At 65.8% G+C, this 16010-nt stretch carries 18 protein-coding genes, 6 tRNA genes and 1 riboswitch; of the genes, 10 read left to right on the plus strand and 14 right to left on the minus strand.

Translation table 11 applies throughout. The annotated features are described in order from the left end of the window. Window positions 1-71 precede the first annotated feature (71 nt). The 12 genes from ACS5PJ_RS13910 to ACS5PJ_RS13965 all read right to left on the minus strand — a co-directional run bounded on the left by ACS5PJ_RS13910 (window position 72) and on the right by ACS5PJ_RS13965 (window position 9460). Window positions 72-335 carry a phosphoribosyl-ATP diphosphatase gene (locus ACS5PJ_RS13910; RefSeq protein WP_028270786.1) on the minus strand — a complete coding sequence of 88 codons (264 nt, stop codon included), beginning with the start codon at window positions 333-335 and terminating at the stop codon, window positions 72-74. Between the two features lie 119 nt (window positions 336-454). Next, window positions 455-940, minus strand: a complete 486-nt coding sequence (ribH, locus tag ACS5PJ_RS13915; protein WP_439435466.1) for a 6,7-dimethyl-8-ribityllumazine synthase — start codon at window positions 938-940, stop codon at window positions 455-457. A 36-nt stretch (window positions 941-976) separates the two neighbouring features. After that, a complete protein-coding gene (gene ribA, locus ACS5PJ_RS13920; RefSeq protein WP_439435467.1) occupies window positions 977-1687 on the minus strand; it encodes a GTP cyclohydrolase II in 711 nt (236 codons plus the stop codon). Window positions 1688-1698: 11 nt separating this feature from the next. After that, a complete protein-coding gene (ribB, locus tag ACS5PJ_RS13925; RefSeq protein ID WP_439435468.1) occupies window positions 1699-2397 on the minus strand; it encodes a 3,4-dihydroxy-2-butanone-4-phosphate synthase in 699 nt (232 codons plus the stop codon). After that, the gene (locus ACS5PJ_RS13930) at window positions 2394-3029 is read right to left on the minus strand and encodes a riboflavin synthase (RefSeq protein WP_439435469.1); all 636 of its coding nucleotides are present in this window, start codon (window positions 3027-3029) and stop codon (window positions 2394-2396) included. Before ACS5PJ_RS13930 ends, ribB begins: the two co-directional genes overlap by 4 nt. Continuing rightward, entirely contained in the window at window positions 3029-4096 is a 1068-nt protein-coding gene (gene ribD, locus ACS5PJ_RS13935) for a bifunctional diaminohydroxyphosphoribosylaminopyrimidine deaminase/5-amino-6-(5-phosphoribosylamino)uracil reductase RibD (protein ID WP_439435647.1), read from the minus strand. The genes ACS5PJ_RS13930 and ribD overlap by 1 nt, the downstream gene beginning before the upstream one ends. A 224-nt stretch (window positions 4097-4320) precedes the next feature. After that, window positions 4321-4473, minus strand: a riboswitch (FMN riboswitch). A 40-nt stretch (window positions 4474-4513) separates the two neighbouring features. Further along, window positions 4514-5194, minus strand: coding sequence for a ribulose-phosphate 3-epimerase (rpe, locus tag ACS5PJ_RS13940; RefSeq protein ID WP_439435648.1), 681 nt, complete (start codon window positions 5192-5194; stop codon window positions 4514-4516). A 20-nt stretch (window positions 5195-5214) separates the two neighbouring features. Then, a complete protein-coding gene (locus ACS5PJ_RS13945) occupies window positions 5215-6825 on the minus strand; it encodes an RsmB/NOP family class I SAM-dependent RNA methyltransferase (protein ID WP_439435470.1) in 1611 nt (536 codons plus the stop codon). Then, complete coding sequence (fmt, locus tag ACS5PJ_RS13950) at window positions 6822-7742, minus strand: methionyl-tRNA formyltransferase (protein WP_439435471.1); 921 nt, start codon at window positions 7740-7742, stop codon at window positions 6822-6824. The genes ACS5PJ_RS13945 and fmt overlap by 4 nt, the downstream gene beginning before the upstream one ends. Beyond that, complete coding sequence (gene def / locus ACS5PJ_RS13955) at window positions 7739-8347, minus strand: peptide deformylase (protein ID WP_439435472.1); 609 nt, start codon at window positions 8345-8347, stop codon at window positions 7739-7741. The genes fmt and def overlap by 4 nt, the downstream gene beginning before the upstream one ends. Before the next feature lie 77 nt (window positions 8348-8424). Beyond that, window positions 8425-9285 carry a cytochrome gene (locus tag ACS5PJ_RS13960; protein ID WP_439435473.1) on the minus strand — a complete coding sequence of 287 codons (861 nt, stop codon included), beginning with the start codon at window positions 9283-9285 and terminating at the stop codon, window positions 8425-8427. A 103-nt stretch (window positions 9286-9388) separates the two neighbouring features. Continuing rightward, window positions 9389-9460: transfer RNA gene (locus tag ACS5PJ_RS13965), tRNA-Val, on the minus strand. 229 nt (window positions 9461-9689) lie between these two features. On the opposite strand from ACS5PJ_RS13965, the gene ACS5PJ_RS13970 reads away from it, so the two are divergent. The 6 genes from ACS5PJ_RS13970 (at window position 9690) to ACS5PJ_RS13995 (ending at window position 10718) form a co-directional block, all read left to right on the plus strand. Beyond that, window positions 9690-9762: transfer RNA gene (locus ACS5PJ_RS13970), tRNA-Gly, on the plus strand. 47 nt (window positions 9763-9809) lie between these two features. Beyond that, window positions 9810-9880: transfer RNA gene (locus tag ACS5PJ_RS13975), tRNA-Cys, on the plus strand. A 43-nt stretch (window positions 9881-9923) separates the two neighbouring features. After that, window positions 9924-9998, plus strand: a tRNA-Val gene (locus ACS5PJ_RS13980). Between the two features lie 58 nt (window positions 9999-10056). Continuing rightward, window positions 10057-10129, plus strand: a tRNA-Gly gene (locus ACS5PJ_RS13985). Between the two features lie 54 nt (window positions 10130-10183). After that, window positions 10184-10255, plus strand: a tRNA-Val gene (locus ACS5PJ_RS13990). A 181-nt stretch (window positions 10256-10436) separates the two neighbouring features. Continuing rightward, on the plus strand, window positions 10437-10718 hold the full coding sequence (locus ACS5PJ_RS13995; RefSeq protein ID WP_439435474.1) for an antitoxin: 282 nt from the start codon (window positions 10437-10439) through the stop codon (window positions 10716-10718). Window positions 10719-10971: 253 nt separating this feature from the next. Here ACS5PJ_RS13995 and zapE read toward each other — a convergent pair whose 3' ends face one another. Then, window positions 10972-12009 carry a cell division protein ZapE gene (zapE, locus tag ACS5PJ_RS14000; RefSeq protein WP_354147490.1) on the minus strand — a complete coding sequence of 346 codons (1038 nt, stop codon included), beginning with the start codon at window positions 12007-12009 and terminating at the stop codon, window positions 10972-10974. A gap of 223 nt (window positions 12010-12232) precedes the next feature. Here zapE and ACS5PJ_RS14005 point away from each other — a divergent pair, with 223 nt between their 5' ends. The 3 genes from ACS5PJ_RS14005 to ybaK are packed head-to-tail and all read left to right on the plus strand — an operon-like array spanning window position 12233 to window position 14125. Continuing rightward, complete coding sequence (locus ACS5PJ_RS14005; protein WP_439435475.1) at window positions 12233-13144, plus strand: sulfurtransferase; 912 nt, start codon at window positions 12233-12235, stop codon at window positions 13142-13144. Window positions 13145-13154: 10 nt separating this feature from the next. Beyond that, window positions 13155-13616 (plus strand): SufE family protein, encoded by a 462-nt coding sequence (locus ACS5PJ_RS14010; RefSeq protein WP_439435476.1) that lies wholly within the window; start codon window positions 13155-13157, stop codon window positions 13614-13616. A 14-nt stretch (window positions 13617-13630) separates the two neighbouring features. Next, window positions 13631-14125, plus strand: coding sequence for a Cys-tRNA(Pro) deacylase (gene ybaK / locus ACS5PJ_RS14015; RefSeq protein ID WP_439435477.1), 495 nt, complete (start codon window positions 13631-13633; stop codon window positions 14123-14125). Here the strand turns inward: ybaK and ACS5PJ_RS14020 are convergent. Beyond that, window positions 14122-15411, minus strand: a complete 1290-nt coding sequence (locus ACS5PJ_RS14020; RefSeq protein ID WP_439435478.1) for an alpha/beta hydrolase family protein — start codon at window positions 15409-15411, stop codon at window positions 14122-14124. The genes ybaK and ACS5PJ_RS14020 overlap by 4 nt on opposite strands. A 103-nt stretch (window positions 15412-15514) precedes the next feature. On the opposite strand from ACS5PJ_RS14020, the gene ACS5PJ_RS14025 reads away from it, so the two are divergent. After that, window positions 15515-16006: a hypothetical protein gene (locus ACS5PJ_RS14025; protein WP_439435479.1), complete on the plus strand. Its 492-nt coding sequence runs from the start codon at window positions 15515-15517 to the stop codon at window positions 16004-16006. Window positions 16007-16010 lie beyond the last annotated feature (4 nt).

Raw genomic sequence — 16010 nt, forward strand, 5'->3', positions numbered from 1 at the left:
TAAGGTTCAGGCAAACGGGCCACGAGGGGGCACGGGCGGGAAGTTGGGGACCCGTTGGCGTGCCGCAGTGGCTACAGATGCTTGTAGACGTCTTCCAGGGTCAGGCCTTTGGCGAGCATCAGAACCTGCAGGTGGTAGAGCAGCTGGGAGATCTCCTCGGCCGCGGCTTCGTCGGATTCGTACTCGGCAGCCATCCATACTTCGGCTGCTTCCTCCACGACTTTCTTGCCGATGCCGTGGACTCCGGACTCCAATTCTGCGACGGTGCGGGAGCCTGCCGGGCGGGTGGCTGCCTTCTCACTCAGTTCAGCGAACAGCGTCTCGAAATTCTTCACGCCCTCCAGCCTACTTGCTGCGGCCCGGACGGCGCCTGTCGGGGGGTTGCATGACGGGCGCGGTGTGAGTGAACACACACCGCGCCCGCCTCCCGCAGGGTTGCTGCTGACGTTGCCTGCTACTTGTACGGTTTCAGGAGGACGGCGGTGGCCAGGGTCGCCGTCACGGCTTCATGGCCCTTGTCCTCGCTGGAGCCGGGCAGGCCTGCCCGGTCCAGGCCCTGCTGCTCGGTGTCGCATGTCAGGACACCAAAGCCCACCGGCACCCCGGTGGAGACGCTGACATCGGTCAGTCCCGACGTCGCCGCCTGGCAGACGTACTCAAAGTGCGGGGTCCCGCCGCGGATGACGACGCCGAGGGCCACCACAGCGTCAAAGTGCGGTGCCAGCCGCGCGGCTGCCACTGGCAGTTCGAAGGCTCCCGGAACGCGGAGCACGGTGGGCTCGCTGATGCCGGCGTCCTTGGCGGCACGCAGGGCACCGTCCAGGAGCCCGTCCATGATCTGGGTGTGCCAGCTGGCAGCGACTATGGCCAGCCGCAGCTGCGATGTTTCCGCCGGGCTGAGGGTGGTCAGGTCAATATCCGGTGCGCCGTGTCCGCTCATACGTAAATCGTGATCCGTTCAGTTCTCTTGGTGTTATTAGTCGTCGTAGGGGTCAGCGCCGGAGCCGGGCACCGTCGCAACATGGGTATCCAGCGTCAGCCGGTGCTCCATGCGGTCCTTCTTGGTCTGCAGGTAGCGGATGTTCTGGTCACGGGAAGGCACCTCGGTGGGAACCATTTCCACGACCTTCACGCCGGCCTTCGCAAGCCTGTTCTGCTTGTCCGGGTTGTTGCTCAGCAGCCGGATCTCGTGCAGGCCCATCTCCGCCAGGATCTGGGCGGCCGCCTTGTAGCAGCGGGCGTCCACCGGCAGCCCGAGCTGCTCGTTTGCCTCCACGGTGTCAAAGCCTGCCTCCTGGAGTGCATAGGCCTTGATCTTGTTGGCCAGGCCGATTCCACGGCCTTCCTGCCCGCGCAGGTACAGCAGGGTGCCGCCGAACTCGTTGATCATTTCCAGGGCGTACGCCAGCTGTTCGCCGCAGTCGCAACGATAGGAACCGAAGACGTCGCCCGTCAGGCACTCGGAATGCAGCCTGACCAGCGGCGCGATGCCGTCCTGGGGCGGATTCGGTGAGCTCACGGCAAGGTGTTCTGCACCCGTGACGAGGTCCGTCCATGCCTGGGTAACGAACTCCCCGAAAGCTGTCGGCAGCTGCACAATGGGACCGCCGCTCACCGGATGGTGGGCCACGTGGCCGTTGCCGGCTGCCCCATGATGGTGGCCGTTCTGGTGTCCTGAAGCCGTCATCGTTCTCTCCTCTACTCCCCCCGGGCGCCCGGCCCGGTGTCACTGTCGGCGGGAGCACCGGCCCCCGCTTCAAGGTAATCCACAAGATCCTCGATCGAGATCAGGGGGCACCCGTGTTCAGCGGCAAAAGCCCGCAGCCCGTCGAGCCGCATCATTTCACCGTCGTCGTACACCACCTCGGCGATAACACCCACTGGCTCCAGTCCGGCAAGCCGGCAAAGATCCACGGCCGCTTCAGTGTGGCCCGGGCGTTCCCGCACTCCCCCGTCAACAGCACGGAGCGGGAAAATATGCCCGGGCCGGGTCACAGCAGCCGGTCCGGCGGCGGGGTCGGCCAGCACGCGGGCCGTGAGGGCCCGGTCCGTGGCCGAGATGCCGGTGCTGACGCCCACGGCCGCATCGCACGAAACGGTGTAGGCGGTGCCCTTCGCGTCCTCGTTGACAGCCACCATGGGCGGCAGGGCCAGGGCATCGGCGCGGTCCCCGGCCAAAGGCACACAGATGACGCCGGAGCTGTACCGGATGGTCCAGCCCATCAGGGCGGGGGTGGCGTGCTGGGCCGCGAAGATGATATCGCCTTCGTTTTCGCGGTCTTCATTGTCCACCACCAGCACAGGCAGGCCGGCAGCCATGGCGCGGATGGCATCCTCCACCGGGTCGAGTCCCCGGCGCGCCTCGGTGGCCGGCTCCAGCCGGACCGTGGCGTTCATCGGGCGCCTCCTGCGGCTGCAGCACTGCTGAACGAGAGGAGCCGTTCGGTGTATTTTGCGAGCACATCCACTTCGAGGTTGACCCTGCTGCCCACGGCCTTGGCTCCCAGGCCTGTTTCAGCGAGGGTGGTGGGGATCAGTCCAACTTCGAACCAGGGCTCGGGTTCCGCCGCCGGACTGACCGCAGTGACGGTGAGCGAGACGCCGTCGATCGCGATGGAGCCCTTTTCGGCGATATAGCGGGCGAGGTTGGCGGGCACTCCGAAACGGAGGCGTTCCCAGTTGCCCAGTGCCTCGCGCTCGAGCAGCCGCCCGACGCCGTCGACATGGCCCTGGACCACGTGGCCGTCCAGTCTCCCGCCGGCGGGGACACAGCGCTCAAGGTTCACCGAATCGCCGGCGGCGAGCTCGCCGATAGTGCTCCGGAGAAGTGTTTCGCCCATGACATCGACGCTGAACTCCTTGCCGTCGATCGCGGTGGCCGTCAGGCAGACACCGTTGACGGCAATGGAGCCACCGAGGCCAAGCCCCTCGGTGGTGCCCGGAGCGCTCAGGCGGAGGGTCGCGCTGGCATCGCCGTCCCGTTCGACGGACAGCACCTGTCCTTGTTCGGCAATAATTCCGGTAAACATCAGTAGCCTCCCATGGCTGGTTCCGCGGCAGAGCGGGATGGTTGTGGTTCTAAAGCTTCGGTTGGTTCAGGGCGGAGGTGCAGCCTCAGGTCGCGGCCCAGGGTCAGGACGGCGCCGCCGTCGGACTGGTCCCATTCCCAGTGCTGGGCGTCCGCCAGGGTGGTGATGCCCAGTCCGCTCAGCGCCGGTGTGCCGGAGCCCAGCAGGGTGGGCGCAACGTACACAATCAGCTCGTCCACCAGCCCGGCGGCCAGGAATGCACTGAGGATGCGCGAGCCGCCTTCCACCATGACGTGGCGGATGCCTTCCGCGTACAGGAGCGAGAGGGCCTCGCGTGGATCGCGGGTGGGCAGGTGGAGGATGCGTCCGTCATCGCCACGGACGGCGGCATCGGACGGGATCTCCCGCAGGCCCATGACGGCGCGGAGGGGTTGCTGGCCGGTCACAGCACCTGAGGCGTCACGGGCGGTCAGGCGCGGGTTGTCCACGAGCACGGTCTGGGTACCGACGAGGATGGCGTCGATGCGGCGCCTGAGTCCATGGTTGTCAGCCAGAGATTCCGGCGACGAAATCCACTGGCTGGTCCCGTCCTCCGCCGCGATCCTGCTGTCCAGCGTCTGGGCGATGTGCAGGGTCACGAAGGGTCGCTGCGCGGCCACGGCCTGGAACCATTGGCGGTTCAGCTCCAGTGACTCGCCTGCCCCGAGGCCGCTCCTGACCCGGATGCCGGCATTGCGGAGCGTTGCAGCGCCGCCGGCGGCAGGGTCATGCGGATCATCGACGGCGTAGACGACATCCGAGATTCCGGCGCCGATGATGGCCTGGGTGCAGGGGCCGGTGCGGCCGCAGTGGTCGCAGGGCTCCAGGGTGACCATCATGGTGGTGCCGCGCAGGTCCAGACCGGCGGCTGTTGCCTGGGCAATCGCGTCCGCTTCAGCGTGGGGGGTGCCGGCACCGCGGTGGTAGCCGGTGACCAGCTGGCGCCCTTCGTTATCGATGACGACGGCGCCCACCAGCGGGTTCGCACCGCGTGGTCCGCGCAGGGCTGCTTCGAGCGCGGCGTCCATGGCGGCAGTCTCGGCCGGGCTGAACGCCGTCACAACATCGTTCCGGGTCACGTGGTGACCACCGGTCCGGTTGCGCCGGTTCCCAAGGCATGGGAAAAAGTGGCTTCAAAGAGCCATCGCAGGGGGTTCATGTGTCTGTCGTTCCTTCCCTTCAGAACCGCGATGGCTCCGGGGGTATACGACAGCAGAGGGCCGCGGCGTCATGGAACGCCGCAGATACAGCTGTACGTGCTTCTCTCATCCAGACTTTAACTGTCGGTACCGGAATTTCACCGGTTCAACCGTCTGCCGGATCCATTCCCGAGGGAAAGGCACCGGCTCGCGGGTCGCGGACTGTCACCGCCGGTTCGGACTTACACCGACCCCGGAGCACGTAATGTGTGTTGCTATTCTGCCACAACCCGCATGGCGTCCGGACTATTCCCCCGACCCGGCACGTAACTTAAGGCTGCCGGCTTCGCGCAGGCGTTCGATGGCCGCTGCAGGGTCCGGGTCGCCGTAGACGGCAGAGCCTGCCACGAAGACATTTGCCCCGGCTTCTGCTGCCCGCACGATGGTTTCCTCGGTGATGCCGCCGTCGACCTGGATGGCCACCCCGATCCCGGAGCCGTCAATGGCTTCCCGGGCCCGGCGGATCTTCGGCAGGGTCAGGTCAAGGAAGGCCTGGCCGCCGAAGCCGGGCTCCACTGTCATGATCAGGAGCATGTCCAGTTCCCCGAGCATGTCCAGGTACGGTTCCACCGGCGTGGCGGGCCGCAGCGCCATGCCCGCCTTGGCTCCCCGGGCCCTGAGTTCGCGGGCGAGCTTGACCGGGGCAATGGAAGCCTCGGCGTGGAATGTCACCGAAGCCAGCCCGGCGTCGGCAAAACCCGGGGCCCAGCGGTCGGCGTCGGAGATCATGAGGTGGGCATCCAGCGGTACAGGGCTGACGGCCTGGATCCGTTGGACCACGGGCAGCCCGATGGTGAGGTTGGGAACGAAATGGTTGTCCATGACGTCCACATGCACGGCGTCCGCGGTCCTGATGCGCTGCAGTTCGGCTTCAAGGTTGACGAAGTCGGCGGACAGGATGCTCGGGTTGATGCAGCATTGCGGCATGAGGGAACCTTTCACGGAGGTCAGTACTTCTTGCGGATGAGGGCCAGGAACATGGCATCCGTACTGTGAATGTGCGGCCAAAGCTGCGCCGTGGACTCGTGGCCGGCGCCGAGGTTGCCGGTGAGGCTCACGCTGTCCAGCACTGCACCGGCGTCGAGCAGCTCAAGGTCATCGCGTTTCCGGAGGGCATCGGTAACCACGGCTGTTGTCTCTGCCGGGTGGGGCGAACACGTGACATAAGCCACCACACCGCCGGGGCGGACAGCAGCAAGGGCTGATTTCAGGAGGTCGCGCTGCAGCGGCCCCAGGTCTGCCAGGTCCTTGGGCGTGCGGCGCCAGCGTGACTCCGGCCGGCGGCGGAGTGCGCCCAGGCCGCTGCACGGGACATCAACCAGGACCCGGTCGAAGGATTCGGGCTGTTCCGTGCCCACCTCGCGGCCGTCACCGGTCCGTACCCGCCAGACGTCCCTGGGCACGGCCGACAGTGCCTGGCTGACCAGCTTGGCCCGGTGCGGGGCCGGTTCGTTGGCGAGCAGCGTTGCGCCCTTCTGGTTGGCCAGGGCTCCGAGCAGTGCCGCCTTTCCGCCGGGGCCTGCGCACAGATCCAGCCAGGCCTCGTCCGTGACGCCTGCGCTGGAACCGGCCGTGGAACCGTCTGCGTGGCGCGGCCCCAGGTCCACCGCGGCCATGGCCCGGGCAACCAGCTGGGACCCGACATCCTGGACGCGGGTGCTGCCTTCACGCACTGACGCGAGCCGGCCAAGGTCGCCGCCGCTGGAGAGCGCTGAACCTTCCACCAGCTCACCTGGGGTGGCTCCGTTTTCCAATGCTTCGTCCAGGTTTCCCAGCCCGGGCAGAGCGACGAGGTTTACCACTGGAGCGGCGTTGTCCGCCTCGAGCAGGTCGGTAATTTCTGACGCGGACCGGCCGTGTGCCACCAATGACTGGCGCATGGCGCGGACAATCCACTCGGGATGGGCGTAGCGGAGCGAAGCGATCTTGGTTTCATCGGTTTCGCCTTCGACGAGAAGCTCAAGCCACTCCTCGAGGGTGTGGGCCGTGACCTTCCGCAGCACCGCGTTGATCAGGGCGGAGGGCCCGGCACCGATCACTGCCCGGGCAAGCCCGACAGTCTGGTCCAGGGCCGCGTGTGCCGGTACCCGCATTGCCAGGATCTGATGGACACCGATCCGCAGGGCGTCGAGGATGGCGGGATCAAGCTGGTCCAGCGGACGGTCCACACACCGGGCCAGGATGGCATCGTAGGTGCCCTGCCCGCGCAAGGCGCCGTAACTGAGTTCGGTGGCGAAGCCGGCGTCGCGTTTGTCCAGGCCGTGATGGCGGATCCGGGCCGGAAGGACCAGGTTGGCATAGGCGTCCTCGGCGCTTACCGCGCGCAGGACTTCAAAGGCCACCAGGCGCGCGGGATCCGCGCGCCGGGTGCGTTCGGAGGGGGCACTGCCGGTGAAACTCCGCTCGGCGGGCCTGTTCCGCTCCCGGCCCTGCGCGTTGCGCTGGCTGCCGTCCCGTGGGCCGCCTTTCCCGCGTCCGCCCTGCGGGGCTCCCCTCCCGCCGGCACCTCTGCCGCTGCCGCCTGCACTGCCGCCTGCATTGCCGCCGGACCCGCTCATTCAAATACCACGCTTTCAAGTGTTGCCATTCCGCGGGCCCAGTCGGCCGCGGCCATCATTTTCTTGCCTGCGGGCTGGATCCTGGTCAGCTCCACCGCATGGGACCCCGTCCCCACCAGGACACTCTTGCCGTCGAAGCCGACCGTGCCGGGGGCAATATCCAGGGCCTCCGGCCGAAGCTTCACCGGTTCCAGTTTGACCCGCTGGCCATCCAGTGTGGTCCATGCCCCGGGCTCGGGAGTCACCCCGCGGGCACGCCTCCCGATAGCCAGTGCCGGCTGTTTCCAGTCGAGCCTGCCGTCCTCGAGGGTCAGCTTCGGCGCTAGGGAAACATCACCCGCCTGCGCCTGCGGGGCCGCCTTCCCTGCTTCGACTGCAGAGAGCGTCTGTGTCAGGAGAACGGCTCCGCTGTGGGAAAGCCGCTCCAGCAGCGCCCCGGCAGTGTCCTCCGGGCCAACACTTTCGGTCAGCGTCCCGAAGACCGGACCTGTGTCCAGCCCTTCCTCCAGCAGGAACGTCACGGCGCCAGTGACGTCGTCGCCGGCGATGAGGGCCCGTTGCACCGGAGCCGCCCCGCGCCAGGCGGGCAGAAGGGAAAAGTGCAGGTTGATCCAGCCGTGCCGGGGAACGTTCAAGGCAGCGCGGGGAATCAGTCCGCCGTACGCCACGATGGCGGCCACGTCCGGCCCGGCAGCAGCGATTTTCGCCGTGACGGCGTCGTCCACGCGGGTGGCGTGAATGACGTCGATTCCCAGCCCGGCCGCCCGTGCTGCAACAGGCGACGGCGTCATCACCCGTTTGCGCCCGACCGGCGCATCAGGGCGGGTCAGCACCGCAACGACCTCAAAGCCTGCGTTGACGAGTGCGTCCAGTGACGGAACCGCCACGGCGGGGGTGCCCGCAAAAAGAACCCTCATGTGTTGGCGCCGCCGCCAAAGCCTGCCCCACTGGAACCGGCGCCCCCGAAACTGGCACCGCCGAAACTGGACCCGACCGTTTTGGCGCGCTTCGTCGTCGTGCGTTCCGTCACGGCGTCGTAGTTCGCATTGCGGATGGAACGCAGAGCCACCTTGCGGTCCTCGCCCTCCAGCCGGTCGGTGAAGAGAATGCCGTCCAGGTGGTCCGTCTCGTGCTGGAAGCAGCGGGCCAGCATGCCCTCCCCCTCGACGGACACGGGGTTCCCGTTCAGGTCGACACCGGTGGCACGTGTGGCACGGAACCGGCGGACCGGGAAGGCCAGGCCGGGGATGGAAAGGCAGCCCTCAACGTGGTCCGCCTGATGGTCTTCGCTGTTTTCCAGGACAGGGTTGATGATGTGCCCCTCGACGCCGTCAATCCGGTACGTGAAAACCCGCTTGCTGACCCCGACCTGGGGAGCCGCGAGGCCGGCGCCGTCCACGTCCTCCATGGTCTCGGTCATGTCGGCCACCAGCTTGGCGAGTTCAGGCCCGAAATCCGTCACGGGATCGGCAACTGTGCGGAGCACAGGATCACCAATGATGCGGATATTCAGAATGGCCATGTGCTGTTATTCCTCACGGTGGTAAAAACGATCAACCTGTCCAGTTTAGGCGCAGGGCGACCCGGGCGGGACCTGTCCTAGGCGCTGCGGACCTGCACCGAAGGAGGCGGCGCCACCGGAAGCAGGGCCGTACCGGCGGCGACTGTGTCAGCGGACAGTTCCCAGACCCGGCGCAGGGCGCAGAACTTCCACCAGTGGTGCTTCAGGACGTCCGGGTTGGCGCGGACCGGCCGGACCTCTGTCTCGCCGATGGCAACTGCCAGAAGCAGCGGGGCCTCACCGTACTTCCAGGCTTCCCATTCCCCGGCCACCGGGTCCACCAGGCTTTCCTCGGCCTTCATTCCGGCAACCAGCTGCATGACCACCTTGTCATCCAGGGCCTTGACAGTGCCGTCCCGCGTGGTCCCCTTGGTCTTGTAGTCGATAAGGCAGATCCGGCCGTTGATGCGGGCCACGAGGTCAAGGGTTCCCGCATAGCCCACTGACTTGTTCCACACGGTGATCTCCGGGGCGATGGGCTCGACGTCATACAACTCCCACCACTCGTCGAACCGGATGGCAAAAGCTTCCTCGCCATTTTCAGCCAGCGCCGCGCGCGTCTCCTTCATGGCATGCGGGCGGCCCAAAGCCCGGAGTGCAACCTGCTCACAGTAGCTGTGGACGCGGTCCCCACGCCTGGCTGCGTCATCCCGGTAGGTCTCTGCCGCTTTGGAGGCCCGGTTGACCGCCTGCCGGATCTTCGCCGGACTGCCCAGGCAGTCGGCGAGCAGCGGATCCTTGGCGAGGCTGCTGGCACCCATGTAGCCGAACCAGCCATCCAGGCCGTGCGGTTGCTGCCCGATAACGGTGGTGATGGACGGAACGGAGAACTGCTCGGAGGTGGACCGGGCATACATTCGGCCGTATTCCGTGGCGTGGGCAAGGAGTGGATCAGTCATACAAAGACTCTTTCACAAGGGGCTGACAGAAAGGCTGACACTTAGGCGGCACAAAAAAGGTCCGTTTCCGCTCGTTGGAGCGGAAACGGACCAGATTTCTCGGTGGGCGATACTGGGTTCGAACCAGTGACCTCTTCGGTGTGAACGAAGCGCGCTACCACTGCGCCAATCGCCCCGATGCCTTTGAATGCTAGCGGACCCGGCGGGGTTTATGGAAATCGAAAAACCGCCAGACTCGAATTACATGCCTGTAATTTGCAAAATCCCCTAGATTGCAGGGATGCAGCGGGTCTGCCGGAGTCTGAAGCGGGACGATTTGGAGAATCCCTGAACCTCCTATAGAGTTCTTACTCGTTGGAACGCGAGGAAATGCCCGAAAACGGCACGGAATGCACGCTCCAAATGCGGACGTAGCTCAGCTGGTAGAGCACCACCTTGCCAAGGTGGATGTCGCGAGTTCGAATCTCGTCGTCCGCTCGCAGGACACTGTCAAGGCATTGGTTTCCAGGAACCGGGGCTTACACGGTGGGTTGGCCGAGAGGCGAGGCAGCGGCCTGCAAAGCCGTTTACACGGGTTCGAATCCCGTACCCACCTCGGTGAAAACCATAAGGTTTCCGGTTCATTCCGGATATCGCATGGGCGATTGGCGCAGCGGTAGCGCGCTTCCCTGACACGGAAGAGGTCACTGGTTCGATCCCAGTATCGCCCACCAGGCAAGGCAACTTGCTTCATGCAGTACGTGAGGGCGCAGGCCTGAGCGCACTTCATACGCGGACGTAGCTCAGCTGGTAGAGCACCACCTTGCCAAGGTGGATGTCGCGAGTTCGAATCTCGTCGTCCGCTCTCATCTCCCCCAAAGAACACCCGGTGGTTTCCGGTTCATTCCGGGCCCCTTATGGGCGATTGGCGCAGCGGTAGCGCGCTTCCCTGACACGGAAGAGGTCACTGGTTCGATCCCAGTATCGCCCACAGCAGCAGCCCTTATGGGCTGCTTTTTTGTTGCCCTTCTCGTTTCTTCGATCAGGGCGCCCCTCCCCGATCCGCTCCGGGCGAACGGCCAGCACACCCTGTTTCCTTGGCATGCCCAGGAGACGGGGCTAGGATCGTTTCCGGAGGAGCGAACTGGCTCCGTTATTGAAGGGAGGTGCTCGTGGGACTGATTGACGATCTTAAGGGCAAGGCTCAAGGTCTTATCCACGGCAACGAGCAGGCCATCAAGGACGGTCTCACCAAGGCCGGCGACTTTGTCGACTCCAAGACCGGCGGCAAGTACGCCGGTCACGTCGACAAGATCCAGGATGGTGCTTCCAAGCTCATTGACAAGAACGGAACTCCCGGCCAGGCACCTGCCGCCGGACAGGTTCCGCCGGTTACGCCCGTCACTCCGGCACCGCCGGTAAATCCGGTTCCGCCGGTTGACAGGGCTCCGTAAGGATTTGGCCAAGGCTTTGCCCTAGCACGTCAAGGAGGTGCAGGTCCCGCCGGGAGGCGGCACCTGCACCTTTGGCGTTTAAGCGGCGCTCACCCACCAACGCGGGGTCAGATAACGTCCCTCCGAGGCCTCCGGAGGGGCGATATCTGACCCCGCGTTGGGTGTGGGTGCCGGACCCCGCGTTGGGTGTGGGTGCCGGACCCCGCGTTGGGTGTGGGTGCCTGGCCCGCGCTGCAGGTGGCAGTGTGCGTGCCTAGGACGGTTCGTGGTTCTGGCCCTCGCGGGCGAGTGCCGTCAGCCTGGAAACGGCGCGGAAGTACTTTTTCGTGTACCCGCCGTGCATCATCTCGTCGGTGAACAACTTATCGAACGGAACGCCGCTGGCCAGGATGGGAACGTCCTTGTCGTACAGCCGGTCCGCCAGCACTACAAAGCGGAGGGCAACGGACTGTTCGGTGATGGTTTCAACGTTGCGCCACACCACGCCATCGATCCCGTCGATGAGCTGCCGGTAGCGGCTGGGGTGGACACCGGCGAGGTGGGCGATCAGCGTACTGAACTCGTCCTGGGCCACGGTCTTGCCATCGAACTCGGCCTTCATCTGGGCGGCGAGCTGGCTGTTCTTCAGCGGGGACGGCGGGGTGGGGAGGCCGCGGTGGCGGAAGTCCTCGCCGTCGATCCGGAGGACGTCAAACTGGTCCGCCAGGACCTGGATCTCGCGCTGGAAGTCGACGGCGGCGAAGCGGCCGTCACCCAGCGAGCCCGGCAGGGTGTTGGACGTCGCGGCCAGCTTGACCCCGGCGTCGGCCAGTTCCCGCATCAGCCGGGACATCAGCACCGTGTCGCCCGGATCATCGAGCTCGAACTCGTCAATGCACACCAGCTTGTAGTGGCTCAGGGCCTCAACGGTTTTGCGGAACGACAGGGCTCCCACCAGGTTGGTGTACTCCACAAAGGTGCCGAACGCCTTGGGTCCCGGGGCCGCGTGCCAGAGTGAGGCCAGCAGGTGTGTCTTGCCGACGCCGAATCCGCCGTCGAGGTAGATCCCTGCCCTGGTTGCCACCTTCTTGCTGAAGAGCTTCTTGAACAGCCCGTCACCGTCGCCCGCCCCCACTCCCCCGGCGAAGCCCTCCAGCGCCCTGACCGCCGCGGCCTGGGACGGCTGGTTGGGATCGGGCCGGTAGCTGGCAAAAGAGACCTTGCCGAACCTCGGGGAGGGATAGAAGCCCTTGAGGAGCTCATCCACCGACACTGCCGGAGTGCGGGCAGCAAGCTGTTCGATCTGTACCAAGGTGGTCCGTTCTGCTGGTGGGTTGTCCCCAGAAAGGATACCGGCAATGCCGCCGGCCTCCTGGGTCCTGCCGCCGGCAGGCACCCCGGCGTGACGAAGGCCATATTTCCCTCTGTTAACGGAAGGGCGGACATGGTGGCCCTCGCTGGCTAGGGTGGACAGGAGGTTTCAACCTGCCTTCAGCAGGTCCGCAGTACGTCAGAGTGAAAGGAAGGCCATCACCATGTCCTACCCAGCCGAGCACAACGAGAAGTTCGCCGCCTATTCCAACCCCGAACGCCTGGTTTCCACTGACTGGCTTGCTGCTGCACTGGAGTCCGGCGCTGTCGCGGACGGCAAGATCGTGGTGGTCGAATCCGACGAAGACGTCCTCCTCTATGAGACGGGACACATCCCGGGAGCCGTCAAGATTGACTGGCACACCGACCTCAACGACGAAGTGACCCGCGACTACGTGGACGGGACGGCCTTCGCTGCCCTGGCCGCTTCCAAAGGCATCTCCCGCGACACCACGGTTGTCATCTACGGGGACAAGTCCAACTGGTGGGCCGCCTACGCCCTCTGGGTCTTTACGCTCTTCGGCCACGAGGACGTCCGCCTGCTCGACGGCGGCCGGGACAAGTGGATCGCCGAAGGCCGCGAACTGACCACCGAACAGTCTTCCCCCAAGCCCGGCGAATACCCGGTGGTGGAGCGCAACGATGCTCCCATCCGCGCTTTCAAGGACGACGTGCTGGCGCACTTCGGCAAACCGCTGATCGACGTCCGCTCCACGGAGGAATACACAGGCCAGCGCACCCACATGCCGGCCTACCCTGAGGAGGGCGCACTCCGCGGCGGCCACATCCCCACCGCAGCATCCATCCCCTGGGCCCGCGCCGCCGCTTCGGACGGCACCTACCGCAGCCGCGAGGAGCTCGAGGCGCTCTACCTGGGCGAGGCGGGCCTGGTGGCAGGCGATGACGTGGTGGCGTACTGCCGCATCGGCGAACGCTCCAGCCACACCTGGTTTGCCCTCAAGTACCTGCTCGGCTTTGACACTGTCCGCAACTACGACGGTTCATGGACCGAATGGGGCAACGCCGTCCGTGCACCCATCGTCAAGGGCGCGGAACGCGGCACGGTCCCGGCGTAAACTGGAACAGATGACTACACATGACCTGCCCGCCGCATTGGCGGAAATCGTCGATGACTTCCAGGCCCTGACAGAGCCCGACCGCCTCCAGCTGCTGCTCGAGTTCTCCCGTGAACTGCCGGAGTTGCCGGACCGGTTGAAGGACCATCCCGAGCTCCTGGAGCAGGTGGTGGAATGCCAGTCACCGTTGTTCCTGACCATTGAAACGGAAAAGAACGACGGCGGCGCGGCCGATGCGGTCCGGCTTTACTTCAAAGCGCCACCGGAGGCCCCCACGACGCGGGGTTTCGCAGGGGTGCTGCACGAGGGGCTCGACGGACTCAGCGCTGCGGAAATCCTCGCTGTTCCGGATGACATGCCTGAGCTCCTTGGCCTGACCCGTGCGATCACCCCGCTGCGGATGCGCGGCATGACCGCAATGCTCGGACGCATCAAACGCAAGGTCGCAGCCTCCTCCCGGCCCGGGTCCTGAGCCGGACCTGATCTTTGGGACGCAGGAGTACTTCAACCGGAACGCCGGCCACAGCCATACTGGCTGCGGCGGGCGTTTCTTTTGTGCTGCATCAGTACACCCACGATCCGGCTGCTGCCAGTTACGGCACGGAAGCCGCCGAAGCCCTGGGCACCGCCCCGGAAAAGGTCTTCAAGACCCTGATGGTGGAAGTTGAAGGAAGGCTGGCAGTGGGAGTGGTGCCGGTCAGCGGCAACCTTGACCTCAAGGCGTTCGCCGCCGCCCTTGGTGCAAAGAAGGCTGCCATGGCAGACCCTGCGGCCGCCGAACGCCGCACCGGCTACGTCCTGGGCGGGATCTCACCGCTGGGGCAGCGACAGTCCTCGCCCACCGTGATTGATGGGAGTGCACTTGCCTTCGACACCGTACTGGTGTCGGGGGGAAAGCGGGGATTGGACATTGAGCTGGCTCCGGCCGACCTCATCCGCCTGACGTCGGCCATCACCGCCTCCATAGGCACCGGCGCCTAGCCTCCGGCGTACCCGTCAACCGGTTGACGCTGGCCGGGGTTAAGCCGCGGGGCAAGCTGCGGCCGCAGCCACGCTTTGATCAGCCCCTCCCACCGCTCCTGGTCGACGTTCCATTCCTTGGTGTGCCGCGCGTGGTTGAACGTCTCGAACGTGACCATTTCGGGATTCCGCTCCGCCAGGACGGTTGAGGGCCCGTAGGGAACGTACTCATCATCAACGCTGTGAATGATCAGCGTCGGCGTCCGCACCTCCACCGCGCGGGCCACCCAGTCCATGGCTTTGAGGTCCACGGGCGCGGCAAGGCCGGTAAGCCTGCGCCCCAGCGGGTGTCCGAGCATCAGCTGACCATAGCGGCCCACGAGGGACGGGATCCTGTTCAGCTGGGCGTGATGGGCAAGCACGTTCACCCAGTTGATCACGGGAGCGTCCAGGACCAAGGCACGGATCAGATGGCGATACTGCGACAGATCCGCGGTCTGCAGGCAGATGGCACCGCCCATGGACCATCCGAAAAGGACAATCTCCTCAGCCCCGTTGGCCAGCGCAAACCCGATGGCCGCCTCCACATCACGCCATTCTGTGGATCCCAGCCCATACCTGCCATCGTTGGCCGACGGCGCCAGCCCGTCGTTCCGGTAGGACACCAGGAGGCTGGTCAGTCCCAGTTCCAACGCAGGGCCAACCGCCCGGATGGCCTCTTGGCGGGTTGCCCCGCGGCCATGGACCATGATGGCCCAGGTGCGCGGATTGCCGCCAGCCGGAACGAGCCACGCCGGCGCTTCACCGCCGTCGACCTCGATGAGAACATCCTTGGCGACGTAGCCGGCGGCCGCGGGATCAGGATGGATCGCACCGCTCCACCATCCCCGGCGGGCGCTGTCCAGGTCGCCGGCGTAAACGGCCTCCACCTCCCGCAGGACGGTGCCGTCCCCCGGCGAATAGGACACGATCCGGCCAATCCGGGCATGTCCCTTGCCGCCATCGAAGAAAAGACCGTACACGCCGTCCACGGTGGTGTCCGGGGTGGCAGCCAGGATGACCTGCCGCCCGCTGCCTTCCCTGATCACGGCCAGGACTTCCTGATCCGCAGCCCGCTGCCGGACGGGTGTAATCACGCGGCGGGCAAAATAGAGGGCGAGGGCGGAGGATCCTGTTGCCAGGAGGCCGGCCAGGGCCCCACCGCCGATGACGCCGCCGAGGGCCCATTTGGCGCGCAACGACATGCCGCCGCCTGCCTGGAGCGGAGGTGTCGCCGTCAGAGTTGGTGTGCGCGGGGAAGGTGCCATGGAACCATTCTTACTGCCAGGAGCCGATTGGCCATATTCCACGCCGGGCGGGAATGGCGGGCAAAAGGATGCAGCGGCGATTGTGCACGACTAGGCTGAAGCCATGAGCGATCCAATCGTCATCCTGACCGAAGAACCCCTGGGCGCGGACGACCGCGTGAACATAGAACGGCTGGTGGGCGGATCAGATACCCCCCTTGTCCTGCTGGTTCCCGGCAACACTGAGCGGCATCTGCTGGTGGACTTCCTTGAGAATCTCTCCATGCTGGACGTGGCAAAGGCGTTCCGTGAGCTGACCGCCCATGCACCGGACCGGAACGCTGAACGCGCCGAGGCCGCGGAGACCCTGGCCGTCTCGCTGGCTGCCCTGGGCGGACTCGGCGGCGGGGTCACAGGTGAGGTGGTGGACGGCGGCGCCGTTAATGGCCTTGTGACCAAGGTCAAGGAGCTCGGTGCGGCCCAGGCTGTGGTCATCACCCGTCCCCATGCTGTGGCGGACACATTCCACACCGACTGGGCCAACAAGGCCCAGGACCAGCTGGGGCTGCCCGTTCTGCACCTGTACGCAGGTTCGGGATTTATCGGCGACTCCTGAGCGT

This window comes from Pseudarthrobacter cremeus (assembly GCF_051857465.1).
Taxonomy (GTDB): Bacteria; Actinomycetota; Actinomycetes; order Actinomycetales; family Micrococcaceae; genus Arthrobacter.

Excerpts from the sequence above, each read along its gene's own strand:
- ribD (WP_439435647.1), bottom strand. The coding sequence starts at position 4,096 with ATGGACGCCGCGCTCGAAGCAGCCCTGCGCGGACCACGCGGTGCGAAC.
- ACS5PJ_RS14010 (WP_439435476.1), top strand. The coding sequence starts at position 13,155 with ATGACTACACATGACCTGCCCGCCGCATTGGCGGAAATCGTCGATGAC.
- fmt (WP_439435471.1), bottom strand. The coding sequence starts at position 7,742 with ATGAGGGTTCTTTTTGCGGGCACCCCCGCCGTGGCGGTTCCGTCACTG.
- ribA (WP_439435467.1), bottom strand. The coding sequence starts at position 1,687 with ATGACGGCTTCAGGACACCAGAACGGCCACCATCATGGGGCAGCCGGC.
- ACS5PJ_RS14020 (WP_439435478.1), bottom strand. The coding sequence starts at position 15,411 with ATGGCACCTTCCCCGCGCACACCAACTCTGACGGCGACACCTCCGCTC.
- ACS5PJ_RS14005 (WP_439435475.1), top strand. The coding sequence starts at position 12,233 with ATGTCCTACCCAGCCGAGCACAACGAGAAGTTCGCCGCCTATTCCAAC.
- ACS5PJ_RS13945 (WP_439435470.1), bottom strand. The coding sequence starts at position 6,825 with ATGAGCGGGTCCGGCGGCAATGCAGGCGGCAGTGCAGGCGGCAGCGGC.
- ribB (WP_439435468.1), bottom strand. The coding sequence starts at position 2,397 with ATGAACGCCACGGTCCGGCTGGAGCCGGCCACCGAGGCGCGCCGGGGA.
- ACS5PJ_RS13960 (WP_439435473.1), bottom strand. The coding sequence starts at position 9,285 with ATGACTGATCCACTCCTTGCCCACGCCACGGAATACGGCCGAATGTAT.
- ACS5PJ_RS13930 (WP_439435469.1), bottom strand. The coding sequence starts at position 3,029 with ATGTTTACCGGAATTATTGCCGAACAAGGACAGGTGCTGTCCGTCGAA.
- def (WP_439435472.1), bottom strand. The coding sequence starts at position 8,347 with ATGGCCATTCTGAATATCCGCATCATTGGTGATCCTGTGCTCCGCACA.
- ribH (WP_439435466.1), bottom strand. The coding sequence starts at position 940 with ATGAGCGGACACGGCGCACCGGATATTGACCTGACCACCCTCAGCCCG.
- rpe (WP_439435648.1), bottom strand. The coding sequence starts at position 5,194 with ATGCCGCAATGCTGCATCAACCCGAGCATCCTGTCCGCCGACTTCGTC.
- ACS5PJ_RS14025 (WP_439435479.1), top strand. The coding sequence starts at position 15,515 with ATGAGCGATCCAATCGTCATCCTGACCGAAGAACCCCTGGGCGCGGAC.